At 54.9% G+C, this 16,841-nt stretch carries 15 protein-coding genes; 2 read left to right on the top strand and 13 right to left on the bottom strand.

The features are described from left to right. Positions 1–42: 42 nt before the first annotated feature. The 5 genes from ACFPOF_RS07610 to ACFPOF_RS07630 all read right to left on the bottom strand — a co-directional run bounded on the left by ACFPOF_RS07610 (position 43) and on the right by ACFPOF_RS07630 (position 5,192). On the bottom strand, positions 43–867 hold the full coding sequence (locus ACFPOF_RS07610; RefSeq protein ID WP_378131199.1) for an energy-coupling factor transporter transmembrane component T family protein: 825 nt from the start codon (positions 865–867) through the stop codon (positions 43–45). After that, complete coding sequence (locus ACFPOF_RS07615) at positions 864–2,621, bottom strand: ABC transporter ATP-binding protein (protein WP_378131201.1); 1,758 nt, start codon at positions 2,619–2,621, stop codon at positions 864–866. The genes ACFPOF_RS07610 and ACFPOF_RS07615 overlap by 4 nt, the downstream gene beginning before the upstream one ends. Before the next feature lie 339 nt (positions 2,622–2,960). Continuing rightward, on the bottom strand, positions 2,961–3,536 hold the full coding sequence (locus tag ACFPOF_RS07620; RefSeq protein WP_378131203.1) for an ECF-type riboflavin transporter substrate-binding protein: 576 nt from the start codon (positions 3,534–3,536) through the stop codon (positions 2,961–2,963). 102 nt (positions 3,537–3,638) lie between these two features. Then, a complete protein-coding gene (locus ACFPOF_RS07625; RefSeq protein ID WP_378131204.1) occupies positions 3,639–4,598 on the bottom strand; it encodes a phosphotransferase family protein in 960 nt (319 codons plus the stop codon). 24 nt (positions 4,599–4,622) lie between these two features. Next, the gene (locus ACFPOF_RS07630) at positions 4,623–5,192 is read right to left on the bottom strand and encodes a TetR/AcrR family transcriptional regulator (RefSeq protein ID WP_378131206.1); all 570 of its coding nucleotides are present in this window, start codon (positions 5,190–5,192) and stop codon (positions 4,623–4,625) included. A 194-nt stretch (positions 5,193–5,386) separates the two neighbouring features. On the opposite strand from ACFPOF_RS07630, the gene ACFPOF_RS07635 reads away from it, so the two are divergent. Next, on the top strand, positions 5,387–6,880 hold the full coding sequence (locus ACFPOF_RS07635; protein WP_378131208.1) for a DHA2 family efflux MFS transporter permease subunit: 1,494 nt from the start codon (positions 5,387–5,389) through the stop codon (positions 6,878–6,880). 502 nt (positions 6,881–7,382) lie between these two features. On the opposite strand, the gene ACFPOF_RS07640 is transcribed toward ACFPOF_RS07635, so the two are convergent. Beyond that, complete coding sequence (locus ACFPOF_RS07640; RefSeq protein WP_378131210.1) at positions 7,383–8,273, bottom strand: alpha/beta fold hydrolase; 891 nt, start codon at positions 8,271–8,273, stop codon at positions 7,383–7,385. Between the two features lie 138 nt (positions 8,274–8,411). Here ACFPOF_RS07640 and ACFPOF_RS07645 point away from each other — a divergent pair, with 138 nt between their 5' ends. Then, on the top strand, positions 8,412–9,176 hold the full coding sequence (locus ACFPOF_RS07645) for an alpha/beta fold hydrolase (RefSeq protein WP_378131211.1): 765 nt from the start codon (positions 8,412–8,414) through the stop codon (positions 9,174–9,176). Between the two features lie 30 nt (positions 9,177–9,206). On the opposite strand, the gene thrS is transcribed toward ACFPOF_RS07645, so the two are convergent. The 7 genes from thrS to ACFPOF_RS07680 all read right to left on the bottom strand — a co-directional run bounded on the left by thrS (position 9,207) and on the right by ACFPOF_RS07680 (position 16,605). Then, the gene (gene thrS / locus ACFPOF_RS07650; protein ID WP_378131213.1) at positions 9,207–11,120 is read right to left on the bottom strand and encodes a threonine--tRNA ligase; all 1,914 of its coding nucleotides are present in this window, start codon (positions 11,118–11,120) and stop codon (positions 9,207–9,209) included. 444 nt (positions 11,121–11,564) lie between these two features. After that, positions 11,565–11,921 carry a YrdB family protein gene (locus tag ACFPOF_RS07655; RefSeq protein WP_378131215.1) on the bottom strand — a complete coding sequence of 119 codons (357 nt, stop codon included), beginning with the start codon at positions 11,919–11,921 and terminating at the stop codon, positions 11,565–11,567. Beyond that, positions 11,918–12,355 (bottom strand): tellurite resistance TerB family protein, encoded by a 438-nt coding sequence (locus ACFPOF_RS07660; protein WP_378131217.1) that lies wholly within the window; start codon positions 12,353–12,355, stop codon positions 11,918–11,920. The genes ACFPOF_RS07655 and ACFPOF_RS07660 overlap by 4 nt, the downstream gene beginning before the upstream one ends. A gap of 93 nt (positions 12,356–12,448) precedes the next feature. Continuing rightward, positions 12,449–12,730, bottom strand: a complete 282-nt coding sequence (locus ACFPOF_RS07665) for a transporter suffix domain-containing protein (protein ID WP_378131219.1) — start codon at positions 12,728–12,730, stop codon at positions 12,449–12,451. Between the two features lie 375 nt (positions 12,731–13,105). Further along, positions 13,106–14,707, bottom strand: coding sequence for an ABC transporter substrate-binding protein (locus ACFPOF_RS07670; RefSeq protein WP_378131221.1), 1,602 nt, complete (start codon positions 14,705–14,707; stop codon positions 13,106–13,108). Between the two features lie 75 nt (positions 14,708–14,782). Continuing rightward, positions 14,783–15,691 (bottom strand): carbohydrate ABC transporter permease, encoded by a 909-nt coding sequence (locus ACFPOF_RS07675; protein WP_378131223.1) that lies wholly within the window; start codon positions 15,689–15,691, stop codon positions 14,783–14,785. Between the two features lie 11 nt (positions 15,692–15,702). Next, on the bottom strand, positions 15,703–16,605 hold the full coding sequence (locus ACFPOF_RS07680) for an ABC transporter permease (protein ID WP_378131225.1): 903 nt from the start codon (positions 16,603–16,605) through the stop codon (positions 15,703–15,705). Between the last annotated feature and the right edge of the window lie 236 nt (positions 16,606–16,841).

Below are 16,841 nucleotides of genomic sequence, written 5' to 3' on the forward strand. Positions count from 1 at the left end.
CGGCGGTGAGAATTTGTATCTAAGTCCCCGCCACCGCAGGAGCTAAACAAATACATTGTAGAACCGCGAGCCGCGTGCAATTGTCATCCAGACAAGCGCAGCCAGCACGACCGCCATAAATGCAATCGTCAGGTAGTCCCCGGCGACGAACGGCCGATCTTTGTACCAGGTCCGGCGCTTGTGCCGTCCGAACCCTCTTAGTTCCATCGCCGCGCTGATCGTCTCGATTCTCTCGATGCTCGATAGAATAAGAGGCATGAGAATGCCGATGACATTGCGCAGCCTTTTGCCCAACTTCTCTTTCGCCGAAATGTCGATCCCTCTCGCCTGGGCAGAGAACGAGATGTTCTGGAAGTCCCTCTGAATGTCGGGGATGTAGCGCAGCGCGATCGACACGGCGTAGGACACTTTGTAGCTGATCTTCAACCGGTTCATCGACGCGGCGAACTCGCCGGGGTCCGTCGTAAGGACGAATAAGAACGCGACTGGAATAACCGCACCGTATTTCAGCGCGATGTTAAGCTGATAGAACAACTGCTCCAATGTCACGTTGTAGCGCCCCGGAAGCTCCAGCAGCACGTGCTTCGTTCCGTAGATGCCCACCCCCTCCTGTGGAGAAAACAGGTAGATCGCCACGTGGTTCAGCAGGAAAAAGACGCCGATGACATAGAGCAGGAACGAATATTCGCGCAGCCGAACCCGGGAGATGCGAAGCATAATAAGTCCGAATACGGCAAAACCGATCAAAAAACGAGTGTCGAACGTCATCATCGCAGCCGCCGACCATAAGGCGAAAAACAGCAGCTTCGTCGCCCCGGTCAGCCGATGTACCGGTGAGTCCAGCTTGGTGTATGCGAGCATTTTCATCTGGAACGCACCCGCTTTCCTCTATCTTCGGCAATAAACGTCCTCACGAACCCGCTCGGATCGGGCAAGCCTGCCCTGCGTGCCAGCCCCATCAACGACGTCTCTTTCAGCGACGCCGCCTGGACAAGCGCCGGATCGGTCAGCACCTCTTCCGGACGTTCATCAGCCAGAAGCACCCCGTCTGCGAGCACGACGGCCCGATCGGTATATTCAAGCAGCAAGTGCATGTCATGCGTAATAAACAGGACGGTAAGTCCCTCTTCGCTCAGCCGCAAAATAAACTCCATCATCTCGTTGTAATGCCGGTAGTCCTGCCCTGCCGTCGGCTCGTCGAGGATAAGCACTTCAGGTTGCAGCACGAGCACGGAGGCGATCGTGACCCGCTTTCGCTGGCCGAAGCTGAGCGCAGAGATCGGCCAGTTGCGGTACGGGGCCAACCCGCACACGCGAAGCGCTTCTTGTACGCGCTTCGCCGTCTCCTCCCCGTCGAACCCTCGAGTCATCAGCCCGAGCGCTACTTCTTCGTGAACGAGCGTCTTCGAGATCATATGGTTCGGATTCTGCAGGACGAAGCCGACCCGCTGCGCCCGTTCCTTGATCGTATCGGCGCCGATGTCCCGGCCTTCGTACCGAATGCGGCCAGCGGTCGGCTTATGAAAGCCGCAGATCAGCTTAGACAGCGTCGACTTTCCAGCGCCGTTCTTGCCGACGATGCCGACTCTCTCGCCTTTGCGGATGCGGAGGGAGACGTCGCGCAAAATCGGCTTACCCGGCTCGTAGCCGAAGCCGATGCCCTCCAGTTCCAGCAGCGGCGGGAGCGATTCCGTTGATCGCTCGGCGGCAGCGCCGACTTCCGATTCCGGCGCAAGCGCCGGCCGCACTTCGTTCCATTGCCGAAGCTTATCGGCGAACGGCTCAAGCTCCATCGCATCCAAACGACTCGGTCGATGGCACGCCTCGAACTCGCCGCCCGCGTAGCGCAACGCAGTCAAATAAAGCGGCTCGCGGATGCCCGTCTCGCCGAGCAGCGACGAAGTCAGCAGTTCGTCAGGGTTCAGATCCGCGACGATCCTTCCGTCCGAAATGACGATAATCCGATCGACGTCACGGTGAAGCACTTCCTCGAGGCGATGCTCGATGATCAGAATCGTTTTGCCCGTCTCTTTATGAATACGGTCGATCCGTTCGATCGCCCTTCGTCCCGCGTCGGGATCAAGATTGGCAAGCGGTTCGTCGAAAAGAAGAACGGGGGCGCCGCTGGAGATGACGCCGGCTACCGTTACGCGTTGTTTCTGCCCGCCGGAGAGCGAATGAGGGGAAGCTTCCAGATGCTCGAGCATGCCTGCTTCGGCTGCGGCTTCCTTGACGCGTGCAATCATCTCCGACTGCGGAACTGCGTCGTTCTCCATCCGGAAAGCAATATCCTCGGCAACTGACAAGCCGACGAACTGGCCGTCCGGGTCCTGCAAGACGGTGCCGACCCGGTCTGATAAACGGAACAAGTCGAGTCCCTTCGTCTCCGCGCCGCCGATCTTCAGCGAGCCGGTCGCGGTGCCGGGGTAGAAATACGGCGCCATGCCGTTAAGGCAGTGCGCCAGCGTGCTTTTGCCCGAGCCGGACGGCCCGAGGATAAGCACTTTTTCTCCCTCGTATATTTTCAAATCGATATCGACGAGGGAAGGGCTTGTTTGCACCCTGTATTGGTAGCTGAACCCGTCGAACTCGATAATCGGCTCGCGGAGCCGGTTGTCCATAACGTTGCACTTCCTCTGGCTGCAAAATAATAACTAAACTCCACTTCATTCTTTTGAAAAGTCATTCGATTGCACAAATAACTGCGATACTCCAACTAATTGTCTCTTCTACGCCCCAATTGCAGCATTTCTGCGAAAATAACTGGCAATCGTCGTTATTTAAGCCGCTCGCCGCTCTGTGTCGCATTTTAACTGCTTATCGTTGTTATTTTTCCATCAAACATCCAACCGGCCGAACGAGTTCTCCGCGGATTCTCTACATTCTTAAATATCAAGTAAAAAGCCGGCATTCGCTGCCGGCTTTCGGAGTCGGGGTTCGCTTGCTTTAAGCTTCCTTCATTAAGCTTCTTTCGTCAAGCTTCCTTGCTTCGTTCGCGTCTTTGCATAGGCGGACAACAGCAACGTGCCGAGAATAGCTACCGTCACGATGTTGGAAGCGCCGGCTACCAAGCCTTGCGTATACGATTTGCCGGACGGCTCCGCGTAGATGAGAATATCCAGCGTCGGGGCGACCACGAACCATGCGAACGCGTTCGCCGCAACCTGCATGATGTTGAAGGTAATGATCTCCTTGCGGCCGAACTCTCCGTCCCGCGCTCGGATGCGGCTTGCCGCAAATCCGATGATCAGGCCGACAACCGCCGAAGCGATAATCCAGCTAAACCAGGGCGATCCATAGAAAATAGCGTCTTTCAGCGTATGTCCGATAAATCCGACGAGCAGCCCGACAAGCGGCCCATACAAAATGGCGAATAGCGCCAACAGGGCGTAAGTCGTCTCGATGTTCGTATCCGGAAGGCCGGACGGGATGGAGCCGAATCTGCCCAGAATGGCGAATAATGCGGAACCGATACCGATGGCGACCGTATTGCGGATTGAAAGCGGGTTCGTGTTGCTAGCGGAGACGATGCTCATGGGAATCCTCCTCGACGGGTTATCGGACGAGACAGATGAATGTCGATCCGATCTAAATATGTATAGATCGTAAGATATAATACCAAGCGTGTCAATCGGAATTTAATGGCCGTTTTTTCCTGCATTCGAGATTCGTTCCAGCAAACTCAGCAAATACGTATCCAGACGCTCGATGATCAGTTCCTTGGTCAGTCCGGTCATGCCAAGTGCTGTCCATCCCTGGTACACGTCCGGCTCCTCGTCGCCGAAATCGAACAACGTGACGAAGTCCCAGTAGGGGTCGTAATCGAATCGATCTCCCGCAAGCTCGCGGTAGCGTTCCAGAAACTCGTCTGCCGCATCTACGCCATGCAGTTGAGCTAGATTAACGCGGCAGTGGCCGACGTCGACGCCAGCCGGGCCAATACAGCCGTTCACCCAATCGACGATTCCGCTCACCTCGCCATCCGTTGACCACAGCACGTTCGCCGGATGGTAATCCCGATGGATAAATTGCGGGACGAATGCAGGACGCGTCGCCTCTATGATGGCAACCGCCCGCTTCCATTGTTCCGGGATGCTCGACCAGGAAGGCGCATCCAGATCGGCTATGTTGGAATAGGGACGATAACCCCACGGCAAGTCGCCTGGCTCCACGCGATGCACGGCGACGAGCGCCCGTGCCAAACCATCCAACCAGCCTCCCCTGTCTGCCGGCTCCAGCACAACGCTCCCTTTCAGCCGAGACATGAGCGTAGCCGGCACACCGCATGTTGCGCCGGTTTCGTCCACTGCGATCACCTGCGGTGTCGGCACTTCGCCGTTCAGCGCGGCGCGGCGCAGGCTTACGGCTTCCCGACTGACAAGATCCGGCTCCTGCTTAAGCCAATCTTCGTCCTTGAATAAACGCAGGACGACATCGCGCTCATTGCCTTCAGCTCTCAGCTTTAATCGATAGATCGGCGTGGATATGCCTCCCAGCAGCCTGTCCGCTTTTATCACTTCTGCTCCCGGATGAACGGCTTCCGCCACCCAGCAAAGCGCTCGCTCCCCGACCTCTTTGTCCACGTTTCCCAGTTCCATTCTCTATCCCCTCCCGTCAGGTCGTTATTTTTTCATTTTTCCCATCAGCATCATTTGTTTCGCCAAGTAAGCCGGACTATAAGGAAGACCCTCCTGCAGCCACCACGTCACGATGCCCAGCAGCGACGATGCAATGATCTCCTTCGACACTGCCAGTTCCCGGCCTTCCTCCTGGCGGCGTTTCTCCCCGAGCGCTGTGATATTCATAAAAACGCCGTGCATACGTTTGCGAAAAACGACGCTGTTCTCCAGCATCACATTGTACAAAGCGGCGTTCCGGTACACATGCTCCAGCAACGAGAGCAACTGTTGCGGGGGCTCGTCCAATTTTGCCGGCAACGGAGTGGCGTTGGTCTGCCCCATCATCGATTCAAACAGTTCCGCGAGAATGTCGTCCAGCATCCGCTCCGTCAAGTCCTCGAGGTCGCGGTAATGCAAATAAAACGTCGCACGATTCAGTTCGGCCCGATCCGCGACGCTTTGAACGGTAATTTTGCTGCTATCCCCTTCCCGGAGCAAGGAAACGAGAGCATCCTTAAACATCTGTTTCGTACGTTTGACGCGAGGATCTACTTTCTTCGTTCCATTAGGCATTTACTCGCCTCCGTGACTAACTTTCGAGCTTTTCTCAACATGTAAACGGATTCGCGTCGAGTAATCGATAAGTCGGCTTAATGTGTAAATGGATTTCTTACTGTCATTCATGCTAGATTTTTATAGACATCGTGTCAACTATGCGACTTAAAGTCGAACGGACTCGCACTCCGGAAAGGGGAAGTTGAATCGCCATGAAAGCCGCATTATCCGCTCACTCCGCTCCGACCGCCGAAAGGCGCATCCAGAAAGGACCGTTGCTGTTCGTCCTTATCGTCGGAGCTTTTCTGTCGTTGCTCAACCAGACGGTCATGGGTGTCGCCTTGCCGGAAATGATGAAACAGTTCCATATCGCCGCCTCTTCGGCCCAATGGCTGACGACGGGTTTCATGCTCGTCAACGGTATTCTGATTCCGATTACCGCCTATCTGATGAAAAGATTCACGACGCGGCAATTGTTCATCAGTTCCATGGTGCTCTTGTTGGTCGGAACGGTCATCTGCTCCGTCGCTCCCGGCTTCGAAGTGCTGCTGACCGGCCGTTTGATTCAAGCTGCCGGGGCCGGCATCATTATGCCGCTGCTGATGAACGTCATTCTCGAAGTATTCCCTCCGGAAAATCGAGGGGGCGCCATGGGTTTGATCGGACTCGCGATGATATTCGCGCCCGCTATCGGACCGACGCTGGCCGGACTCGTCATCGAGCATTTCTCTTGGCGCTGGATGTTCTACGGTATGTTGCCGTTGGTCGCCCTCGTCATCGTCTTGTCGTTCAAGTATTTGGTCAACATCTCGGAGACGTCGAGACCGCGAGTCGATCTCTTCTCCGTCCTGCTCTCGACGCTGGGCTTCGGCGGTCTGCTCTACGGCTTAAGCAGCGCTGGCGGCAAAGGCTGGGACGATGCGGAAGTGCTCGGCAGCATCGCGATCGGCCTCGTCCTTCTTGTTGTCTTCTGTCTTAGACAGCTCTCTTCGAAAGAGCCTCTGTTGGATTTGCGCGTCTTCCGTTACCGGGCTTTCTCCGTTACAGCGATCGTTAACGTGATGGTCACGATGGTGATGTACGCGGACATGATTCTGCTTCCGCTCTATTTGCAGACTTCCCGAGGATACACGGTGCTTGAATCCGGCGAACTGATGCTGCCCGGCGCATTGTTAATGGGACTGATGTCTCCAGTAGCCGGCAAGCTCTACGACAGATTCGGCGCCAAATTGCTTGCCGTGTTCGGTCTGTTGATCACGATCGGGGGCATCGTGGGCATGTCTTCTCTAGGTGATGACACGTCGTACGGCTACATTATGATGATGAACGTTCTCGTCCGTCTCGGCATGTCGTTCCTGATGATGCCGGTCACGACGGCTGGCTTAAACGCATTGCCCGGGAACTTGAACGCCCACGGCACCGCCGCGAGCAATACGACAAGGCAAGTGGCCGGCGCGATCGGTACGGCGCTGCTCGTCACGATTCTCTCCACCCGTACGAAGGGCCATGCAGAAGATCTTATGGCGTCCGGAGCTTCGCTGTCGAAACAGCAGCTTGTCGTCGAAGCTTCCATTCAAGGCACGAGCGACGCCTACTTGTTCGTCGTCGGTCTGGCCGCTCTGGCGCTTGTGGCGACGCTGTTCCTGACGAACCGCAAATCGGCGGCTGTCGTTAAGAAAGAAGCGTCTGCAGCGCAAGCGGGGTAAACGCAAGAAAATGAATTGAGCCCGCAAATAAATACCGGGCTACTGGCTACTCAGTCACGCTGGCCGCTTTCGCGAGCAGGGACTGTCCCAAAAGCCATTTTGCGATCTTTTGTGCCCCGCGTGTTTCTCGTCCACATACCCCGTTTTGTTGCCGTTCTGCCCGAATTTGTACGAATTTTCATACACATACGCTCGTCCAGTTGCGGATCCTCCCGATTTTGTGTGAATTTTCATACACACACTCTAGTCCGGTTGCCGACCTACCCGATTTTGTGTGAATTTTCATACACACACTCTAGTCCGGTTGCCAACCTACCCGATTTTATACGAATTTTCATACACATACGCTCGTCCGGTTGTTAATCGTTCAACGCTTATTCGAAGCTATCGTCGATTGTACCGTCGTAGAAAGGACCTCAGCCCCCACATTGAAGTGGTGGAAATTGAGGTCCTTTCACGTGTGAATAGAGACGTTCGCCTGTCATGCGAACTCTTTGCTCCTTTAATCCCTCGAAGCCTCGTAAAGCTTGCGTGCCAGCAACGCCGGTTCCGTCCGGAACTGCGTCATATGGTCTCCATGCGACTTGATCAGCCGAAATTGGCCGAGCCGGCTGGACATGTGCGGATGCCAGCCGAAGCCTTCGGCCTGCGGCACCGCGGCATCCTCCATTAAAAACACATAACTCTTCGGGACGTTCAAGCTGAAAAACTTCTTCGTATCCAGCTTCTCGAACAGCGGTTTCGCGGGTTCCGGCCTGATCTCCGAATACAGCTTGCGTGCGGTCGCCAGATCGGCCGTGTTCACGAATGTATCCCTGAACACGTCGAACGGAAGCATAATCGTGTCGTCCTTCGACATCCGGCGAAGCTGCTCGAACCCTTGGCGCATCGAATCGGGAAATTGATCCGCCACCGATTGTCCGTCGGGAATGACGAAGCCATCGATGAACACGATTCTTTTCAGCCGGTCCGGGACAAGCTCGGCCACCTTCTGGATAACCGAGCCGCCGAAGCTATGCCCGACAAGAATTACATCGCGCAGGTCGTTCGCGATGATGTAATCCGCGACCGCTTTCGAGATCATTCCGTGCGTGACGTTTGTATTCGTATCGGCCCCATGCCCGGGATATTCCGGAACGAACACCTTGTGACCCATCTTCCGCAACTCGCCCGCGACTCCGTTCCAGAAGCTCGCGTCCGCCCAAGAGCCATGGACGAGCACGAAAGTCAGAGGTTGCGTCTGTGTCGACGGATAAAGAGAGCTAGCCGACAAATGGTCTGTCCAAGGCCGGTACCCTACAGGCGCGAGCGGATGACCGGAAACATAGTAGCCGGCGAAGTAACCGCGCACGGGAATTCCCGCTTCGGCAGCGTAGTGGTCATAATAATGCATACTGCACGTTCCTTTCTCGTATACACGCATGTATGCGCCTATATTATGAAAGGAACGCCTATTCGGTTCTTCCCGGCGAAACGGTGATCTAACCTTGCCGTATACTTTACTACTATCGCGAAGAGGAGTCGATTGCATATGAAGCTTCCGCCTCGCCGTATCTCATCGATCTCGCAAGGGACAATGAAATACATCGTCATCGGAGAGGGTACGCCGAAGATCGTACTCATTAACGGGAGCGATGGCCCGCTTGAGGGCTGGTACAAAGTGCTCGAAGGCTTATCCGCCGAAAGTGCCGTGTTCGCTTACAACCGCTTCGGTATCGGCGGAAGCGACAGGCCCCGCCGCCCGCAGGACGGGGAAACGGTAGTCGCCGATCTCCGCGAACTACTTGTCGCCGCAGGCGCCGTTCCCCCTTACTTACTCGTCGGTCATTCATTCGGAGGGTTGTATGCAAACCTGTTCGCCAGGCTGCACCCGGGTGAAGTCGCCGGCGTCGTTCTTCTTGAAGCAAGCCATCCCGGCGATCTCGACATCGAGCAGCTTCAAAGCCGACTCGTACGGGGAGTTAATCGTCTACTCGGCGCGCTTTCTCGCCCCAACGAGTTCAAGGAGACGAAGTTCGTACGACGAACTGCCGACCAGATCGAACTGGCCGGCGCTTTCCCCGACGTCCCGCTCGTTGTCGTCACCGGAGGCAAGCAACCTCCCTCCTGGCTGACGTCGAGAGCAGCGCTCGATCTCCGCCGCAGCAATCAACTCGCTTACGTTCGCCTCAGCCCCCAAAGTAAGCACATCGTCGCTGCGAACAGCGGCCATTTCCCGCAATTTTCCGAGCCTGAGATCGTCGTCCAAGCGGTCCGGGAATGTGTGAATGCCATCCGTGCCCGGGAACTGAAGTAGCCTCCCATAGCCCCTAACCCGAACGCGCTCTTACGCTTTCGCCCGAATCTCTTCGCGCAGATGCGAAGCGAACGCGCCGACCTCCATCGCTCCGAGTTCGCCTTCGCCGCGCTTGCGTACGGACACCGTGCCGGATTCCTTCTCTTTCTCGCCTAACACAGCCATATAAGGAACCTTCTCAAGCTGGGCTTCGCGAATTTTGTAGCCCAGCTTCTCATTGCGGCCGTCCACTTCGGCACGAATGCCCGCGTCCGCCAGCGCACGCTTGACTTCGTATGCAAAGTCCGCGTACCGATCCGATACCGGAATCAACTTTACCTGTACCGGAGACAACCAAAGCGGAAATGCTCCGGCATAATGTTCCGTCAGAATGCCCATGAAACGGTCGATGGAGCCAAAGATAGCGCGGTGAAGCACGACCGGTCGCCGCTTCTGCCCGTCTTCCGCGACATACGACAGCTCGAATTTCTCCGGCATCTGGAAATCGAGCTGTACCGTGCCGCATTGCCAGCTTCGCTTGAGCGCGTCTAGAATGTGGAAATCGATTTTCGGTCCGTAGAACGCCCCGTCCCCTTCATTGATCTGATACGCGACTCCCCGTTTGTCGAGCACGCTTTGCAACGAAGCTTCCGCGACGTCCCACAGTTCCTCTGCTCCCATGTAATCTTCCGGCCTTGTCGACAGTTCGATTTTGTACGCAAACCCAAATTCCTTGTACATCTTGTCGATGAGGTCGATCGCGCGTCCGACTTCAGCTTCGATCTGATCCGGCCGGGCGAAAATATGCGCGTCATCCTGGCAGAACGTCCGCACCCGCATCATCCCGCTCAGCGCCCCGGAATATTCATGACGGTGCACCTGACCGAACTCTGACAAACGGATCGGCAAGTCCCGGTAAGAATGCAGCTCGTTTTTGTAAATAATCATATGGCCCGGACAGTTCATCGGCTTCAGCGCGAACTTCGTCTCGTCCACTTCCGTAAAATACATATTGTCCTTGTAATGGTCCCAGTGGCCCGACTGCTCCCAAATACGATTGTTCATCATCAGCGGCGTGCGTACCTCTTCATACCCTTGGCCGATCTGCGTCTCCCGCGAGAAATTTTCCAATTCCGTGCGGATCGTCATCCCCTTCGGTAAGTAGAACGGCATGCCCGGCGCTTCTTCCGAGAACATGAACAGCCCGAGCTCCTTGCCCAGCTTCCGGTGATCCCGCAGCTTTGCTTCCTCTAGCAGGCGAAGATGCTCTTCAAGCTGCGCTTCCTTCGGAAAAGCCGTTCCGTAAATCCGCTGAAGCACTTTGTTCTTGGCATCCCCGCGCCAGTATGCGCCCGCAACGCTCGTCAGCTTAAACGCCTTGATCCGCCCCGTCGATGGCAAGTGGGGCCCCCGGCACAAGTCGATGAACTCGCCTTGCTCGTACACCGTAATCTCCGCCGATGCCGGCAAATCCCGGATCAACTCCAGCTTATACGGATCTTCCAGCTCCGCGAAAATCTTCTCCGCTTCGGCGCGACTGACCGCCCGCCGGACGATCGGCAAATCTTCGCGCGCGATTCGGCGCATCTCTTCCTCGATCGCGGACAAGTCATCAACCGACAGCGGCTTCTCGATATCGATATCGTAGTAGAATCCATCCTCGATGACCGGACCGATGCCGAGCTTCACCGCTTTGTCGCCGTAAATTCTTTTGATCGCCTGCGCCATCAAGTGCGCCGTACTGTGCCGATATACGCCGAGCCCGTCTTTGCCGTCGAGCGTCACAATCTCGACCGCGCAGTCCCTCTCGAGCGGATAGCCGAGATCGACCGGTTTGCCGTCGATTTTCCCTGCGACCGCATTTTTCTTAAGCCCTGTGCTGATCGCCGCCGCCACTTCTCCGACTGTCGTCCCTTGCTCGAACTCCCTTACGCTTCCGTCCGCCAATCCCACTTGAATCGCCACGACAACAACCTCCTCGAAATGTGTTCCCCGACGCTTTCCGCGCCTGGGACAATGAATGGTGAACGCAAAAAAACGCCTCTATCCCGCGAAGGGACGAGTGCGTTCAGCTCGTGGTTCCACCCTCATTCGATCTGCCCTGCGCTTGGAGCGACGCCATGGCAAATCCTCATTTCGGAATCCGTTAACGGGGATCGGTCGGCAGCGGTTACTGTCTCGCGCATACGGCCTGGCGAGAGTTCATCGTCGCGGCTGCGAAGGGGTAATTCCCATCCGGTCTCCGCAGGGGCTCGCACCTTTCACCCCATTCTCTGAGCGGGCCTTGAAGGAAACCATGTCTCCGGTCATTGCCTTGAGAGTTATTATAGTGATCGTTCGGCGGTTGGTCAACGGGCATTGAATTATCCTGTCGTTGAATTATCCTCGTTGTCCGCCCCTACGCGGCCCTCACATCTTCACTTCATGTAGCTTCAACAGGAACACCGTCGCCACGATCACGATGGATACTGCCAGGAAAGCCGCTCCAAGCGAGCTTTGCCCAACTGCATATAACGCTTCCGAAGCCCCAATGAATACGACCAGCTTAAGAGCCGTTCGCGCAGGGAAAGAGAAAATGGGAACAGAAGCCTTCGGGGACAGGAACATCCCCCATGCAATAGCGACCGCCAATGGGGCAACGATCGCCAACAGCACTTTAATCGCCGTTCCACCTTCGACATGATATCCCCAGTAGCCGAACGCAACAATTGCGCCTAATTCCAACAGGAAAAATAAGACGAGAATGATACCGCCAATCGATTTCATGTTTTTGTCCGATGTGATGCGGCGGACGTCTGCAAAATCAATTGCATGCCTTCAATTTTAAGTTGGTCGTAGCGAATCGCCCAATCTTTGAAGCATTTGAATGCTTCGTCGGAATAACCGAATATTTGTTTCATCTCGCCGACGATTCGCTGCTCATCTTCGTCAAAGTTGCCGTCTGCGTAAGACAGCAGCACGATTTCCGCGAGGAATACGTTTTTCACCGCTTCGTCCTTCACATCGCGAAGCAATTCGGCAAGCGGAGTCGTCGACAACGCCGGGTCAGGCTCCCAATCGCCGAGTCCGAGTTCCTGCTTCCAGCCGAGAATATAATTGTGCTCGTTAAGATTGACGTAGCCGTCGCAAGCCGCCACTCGGCTGGCAAGCTCTAGAAATGCTATCTTATGTGCGGGTTCCACTAGAAAATGCAAGAACAATGCAATTCTCTCCTTTGGCGTCATCTATGCTCTCTTTCTAACTACGGAGGGAGAGACGAATTGGTTTCTATTTATTGTGAGCCCGGAACTGTTTCAGTTCCCTTGCCCGTCCTTATCCGGCCCCGGCTTTGGTTTCTTGCGCCAGTTACTCGGGTTAACATAACCTCTGATCTTCTTCGCGACTTCTTTCCCGACGAATAGTACGCCGACCCAGAACAACGCTTCCGCAACAATGAGCGCCACTGTAATGATACCCGCCTTCGCTCCGGCGCTGAGCGGCATGAACGGCACGACGAAGGGTGCGACCCACAACATAAACGATGCGATAATGAAGCCGAGCCCGAGCTTGTACAGCATTTTTTTCCTGTTGGCCATCTGAACTCTCCTCTGAAGGTCTTATACCTTATTCTACCTTATCGGAAGGCCAACCCGCCAATCGTAATCCCTTTATCGCTCCCGACTATTTCCAAGGGAATTGCCCACAATAAACGTACGCTCATCCCTGCCAACGCCAAGGAGGAACCCCATGATCTCGCTCTACTTCTGCGTGATGACGCTGACGACCGTCGGGACGCCGGATCTCACCCCCCCCCCCACACGACGTTCGGTAAAATTTTCACGATGATCTATACGTTTGCCGGTGTCGAGAGCCATTCGATCTCCCGCGCTGATTGTCATTTCTTCGACTTTTATTAAAAAAGACGCCCCCACTTCCATTGAAGCAGGGACGCCGTTGTCAGGGAACGCTATTTATTGGTTTTCCGCTTTCCAAGCGTCGAACTGTTTCTGGACCTCGGCCAAAATTTTGTCGATTCCGGCATCGACCAGTTTCTTTTGCAGATCGGTATAATACTTGTCGAAGTCGGTCATCGACCCCGTCGTCAGAATCGGATTCGATTCCTTCTGAATGGCGCTCACTTGCGCAATCTCCGTCTTGACCGGCTCGGGGTTAAAGATGAAGCCGAGCGCGCCGGACGCCTTGCCGTTCTCGTTATTTTTCCGCATTGCTTCGAGCGCGGCTGTCGAGTTCCAGTTCGAATCCCACTGATCCCACAACGGCCCAAGCCAGTTGTGCCAGATTGCCCACGTCTGTTCGGCGCCGCTCTTCGCTTCGATCGTCGGGTTATCGTCTGTCACCTTGCCGGCCTTGACCGTGTAGTTCTTGCCTTCGACGCCGTATGCCAGCGTGTTAAGCAGGTACTTATCTTTCCAGATCTCGTTCAACAGCATCATCGCTCTCTCGGGGTTTTTCGAGGTTGCGCTAATCGCCGTCGCGGCAGCCGTCATCGAATTGGTCGAGATCGTCGGATAGCCGGTGAGCGTCTCCACTGTCGGGAAACCGTAAGTCGCCGTCGACTTCGAACCGTCTTCCGTGTAGCCGCCCGAATCGCGCATGACCGCATACTTGCCGGACTTCGCTTCCGCCAAGTAATCGGTCTTGATCGCCGCGTCCTTGGCAATGTAGCCTTTCTTGTAAAAGTCGTTAATCGTCCTGTAGTTTTCTTTGTTCTGCTCCACATCCAGAATTTTCACGATTTTGCCGTCCTTCTCGCTGTACGAGATACCGGGCGAGAGCGTCGTATAATCGTACAAAGTAATGCCGGACGCCGTTCCGTTCGCGGTGGCGAGGAGCGGAATCATATTCGGTTCGTTCTTCTTGATCATCGCCAAGTAAGGCTCAAGGTCTTTAATGCTCTTGACGTTCTTGTAGTCGAAGTTGTATTTCTCGACCAAGTCCTTTTTGAAGACGTGAGCGCTGCCGGGCGAATAAGGCGTCTGAGCCGGAATCGCCATAATCTTGCCTTTGTAGGTCACCGCTTTCCAAGCGCGAGGGTCTACCTTCTTCAAGATGTCCTGCCCGTACTTCTGAAGAAGGTCGTCAAGCGGCAGGAAAGCCCCCTTCTGCACGTTATCGTTAATCCGGTTCATCGAATAGGTCGTAAATACGAGGTCGTAAGGCTCGCCGGCGGCCGAGATCAGCTTCATCTTATCTTCCCAGCCCGCAGTGTCGATCAAGTTGAAATGAAGCTCCGCATTCAATTTCTCCTTGATCATTTTGTTCGCTTCCGCCTCGACCGCATCCTGATCCTTCATGTTGTCGATCGGTTTCGGCATGTACCAGCTGAGTTTGACGAAGTCCTTCGTCTCGCTGCCCCCATCCGGTTGCTGCGACGCGGCTGGCGACGCTCCGGCGCTGCCGCTTGGGCTCGCCGTCGGACTTCCGCTTGAAGCGCTCTCATTTTTGCCGCCATTATTGCCGTTGCCGCACCCGCTGGCGATTAGCATCGCCGCGAGCAAAACCGCCGTTCCCTTTCCAAACTGCTTCGAACCTTTTGTCTGCGCAGATCTCACTTGGATTGCCTCCCTTATATTGGTCCTTCATTTATAATTGGCAGCCGCGGGACTCTCGTCCCGATGCTGTAATTATCAGCCTTTGACCGAGCCTACCGTCAACCCTTGGACGAAATATTTCTGGAACAGCGGGAAGACAAGAAGCATCGGCCCTGCGGCCAGTATGCACATCGCCATGCGCGCGCTTAACGAAGGCACGAGCATGCCGGGTTTGACGAGCCCGTATTGCAACGCCTCCGCGGAATTCAAATGCTCCATGTTCTTCAAGACGCGAATGAGCAAATATTGCAGCTTCATCAGGTGATCGTTCTCCACGTACAGCAAGGTGAGCCACCAATCGTTCCAATACTGCAACGCGAAGAACAAACCTAATGTCGCGAGCGCCGGCTTCGAGATCGGCAGCACGATTCGGGCGAAAATCCGCAGCTCGCCCGCCCCGTCGATTTTGGCCGATTCGATGATCGCATCCGGTATCGTCTGCAGGAAACCTTTCATCAGCAGCACGAACCAGCCGCTGATCAGGTAGGGAAGGATGAGAGCCAGAATGTTATCTTTGAGCCCCAGCCATTTGACCATCAGAATATAAGAAGGAACCATTCCCCCGTGGAAAAGCATCGTGAAGAAAATAAAGAAGGCAAGAAAGGAACGGTAGCGATAATCTTTGCGCGAGATCGCGTAGGCGTACGTGGTCGTGACCCACATGCCGATCAGGGAGCCTCCGACCGTCGTAACGATCGTGACGAGATAGGATTGCAGAAGCACCCCGGGGTCGTGCAGGATCACCCGATAGGCATCGAAAGTAAAGTTCTTCGGGATGACGGAATAACCGAATTTGACGATGTCGTTCTCGCTTTGAAAGGAAGTCCCTATGATGACCAGGAAAGGAAAAAGACACGCGATGCACAGTGCGATAAATACGAGATGGATGATCGACTTGCCCCAGGACGCAGGCCGCCGCGATGGGGTCATCTTGAATGCGTTCATGGTCCCGCTCCTTAGAAGAGAGAATTTTCCGGATTGATTTTGCGGACGATCGTATTCGTGATGAGCACGAGCAGGAAGCCGACGATCGATTGGAAGAAACCTGCGGCGGATGCCATGCCGATATCGCCCATATCAATCAGCGAGCGATAGACGAAAGTATCGATGACGTCCGTCGTCGGATAGAGCAACGAGGAATTTAAGGTCACATTGTAGAACAACCCGAAATCGCTGTAGCAGATGCTTCCGATCTGAAGGATGACGATCATAATGATGATGGATTTGATCATCGGCACGGAGATGGAGAGCGCTTGCCTTATTTTGCTGGCTCCGTCGATTCTGGCCGCATCGTAATACTCCGCATCAATCCCCATTAGCGCTGCGTAATAGATGACGGAGCCATAGCCGATGCCTTTCCACACTGCTGCCGCTACCAAGATGTAAGGCCAATACTTCGGTTCGCTGTACCACAGAATCGGCTCTTCGCCCAGCCAGACCAGTAAGCGGTTAATGACGCCGTAATCCATATCGAACAGCGATCGAAACGCGAATCCCGCAACGACCCAGGAAATAAAGTAAGGAATGAACAGCATCGTCTGATAAGCTCTCACGAATTTCCGGCTAAGCTCGTATAGCAGCAGCGCGATCGTGACGGAGAGCAGCGTCCCGAGCACGATAAAGGTCATGTTATACACAATCGTATTGCGCAGCACCCGATAGAGCACGTTCCCGTGGAACAGGAAGCCGAAGTTGGACCATCCGACCCAAGGGCTGTTCCATATGCCCAGGTTGTATCTGTAGCTCTTGAACGGGAGCAACAATCCGTAGAGCGGCACGTAATTAAAAAGAACGATCAGAAGGAAGCCCGGCAGCGCCAGCGCCGACAATCCCATGTTACGTTTGAAAACCTTTAGCATCCGGTCCACACTTCCTTTTTTTGTTTGCCCGCTTCGATACCCCAACTTTAGGCGACACGCCCCACGATTGTATATTTCAAATTCGGTATTTTCCTCTAATCAAAGGCTCTGAATGCTGTATTTCTGCGGCTGAACGGCTTCAAATTAGGGCATATGTTCCACATCTCGTTTTCTCTCCCGGAACAGGCTTCGAAAGGCCCGAAATTCGCTTTCCTAACGAAAAATCCCCCGGCAAT

Origin of the sequence: Cohnella soli (assembly GCF_042655525.1) — a bacterium.
Lineage (GTDB): Bacteria > Bacillota > Bacilli > Paenibacillales > Paenibacillaceae > Cohnella > Cohnella soli.

Bases quoted from the DNA above. Each gene is read 5' to 3' on its own strand.
- ACFPOF_RS07635 (WP_378131208.1), top strand. From the start codon at position 5,387: ATGAAAGCCGCATTATCCGCTCACTCCGCTCCGACCGCCGAAAGGCGC.
- ACFPOF_RS07655 (WP_378131215.1), bottom strand. From the start codon at position 11,921: ATGAAATCGATTGGCGGTATCATTCTCGTCTTATTTTTCCTGTTGGAA.
- ACFPOF_RS07610 (WP_378131199.1), bottom strand. From the start codon at position 867: ATGAAAATGCTCGCATACACCAAGCTGGACTCACCGGTACATCGGCTG.
- ACFPOF_RS07640 (WP_378131210.1), bottom strand. From the start codon at position 8,273: ATGCATTATTATGACCACTACGCTGCCGAAGCGGGAATTCCCGTGCGC.
- ACFPOF_RS07665 (WP_378131219.1), bottom strand. From the start codon at position 12,730: ATGGCCAACAGGAAAAAAATGCTGTACAAGCTCGGGCTCGGCTTCATT.
- ACFPOF_RS07630 (WP_378131206.1), bottom strand. From the start codon at position 5,192: ATGCCTAATGGAACGAAGAAAGTAGATCCTCGCGTCAAACGTACGAAA.
- ACFPOF_RS07680 (WP_378131225.1), bottom strand. From the start codon at position 16,605: ATGCTAAAGGTTTTCAAACGTAACATGGGATTGTCGGCGCTGGCGCTG.
- ACFPOF_RS07615 (WP_378131201.1), bottom strand. From the start codon at position 2,621: ATGGACAACCGGCTCCGCGAGCCGATTATCGAGTTCGACGGGTTCAGC.
- ACFPOF_RS07620 (WP_378131203.1), bottom strand. From the start codon at position 3,536: ATGAGCATCGTCTCCGCTAGCAACACGAACCCGCTTTCAATCCGCAAT.
- ACFPOF_RS07625 (WP_378131204.1), bottom strand. From the start codon at position 4,598: ATGGAACTGGGAAACGTGGACAAAGAGGTCGGGGAGCGAGCGCTTTGC.
- ACFPOF_RS07645 (WP_378131211.1), top strand. From the start codon at position 8,412: ATGAAGCTTCCGCCTCGCCGTATCTCATCGATCTCGCAAGGGACAATG.
- ACFPOF_RS07675 (WP_378131223.1), bottom strand. From the start codon at position 15,691: ATGAACGCATTCAAGATGACCCCATCGCGGCGGCCTGCGTCCTGGGGC.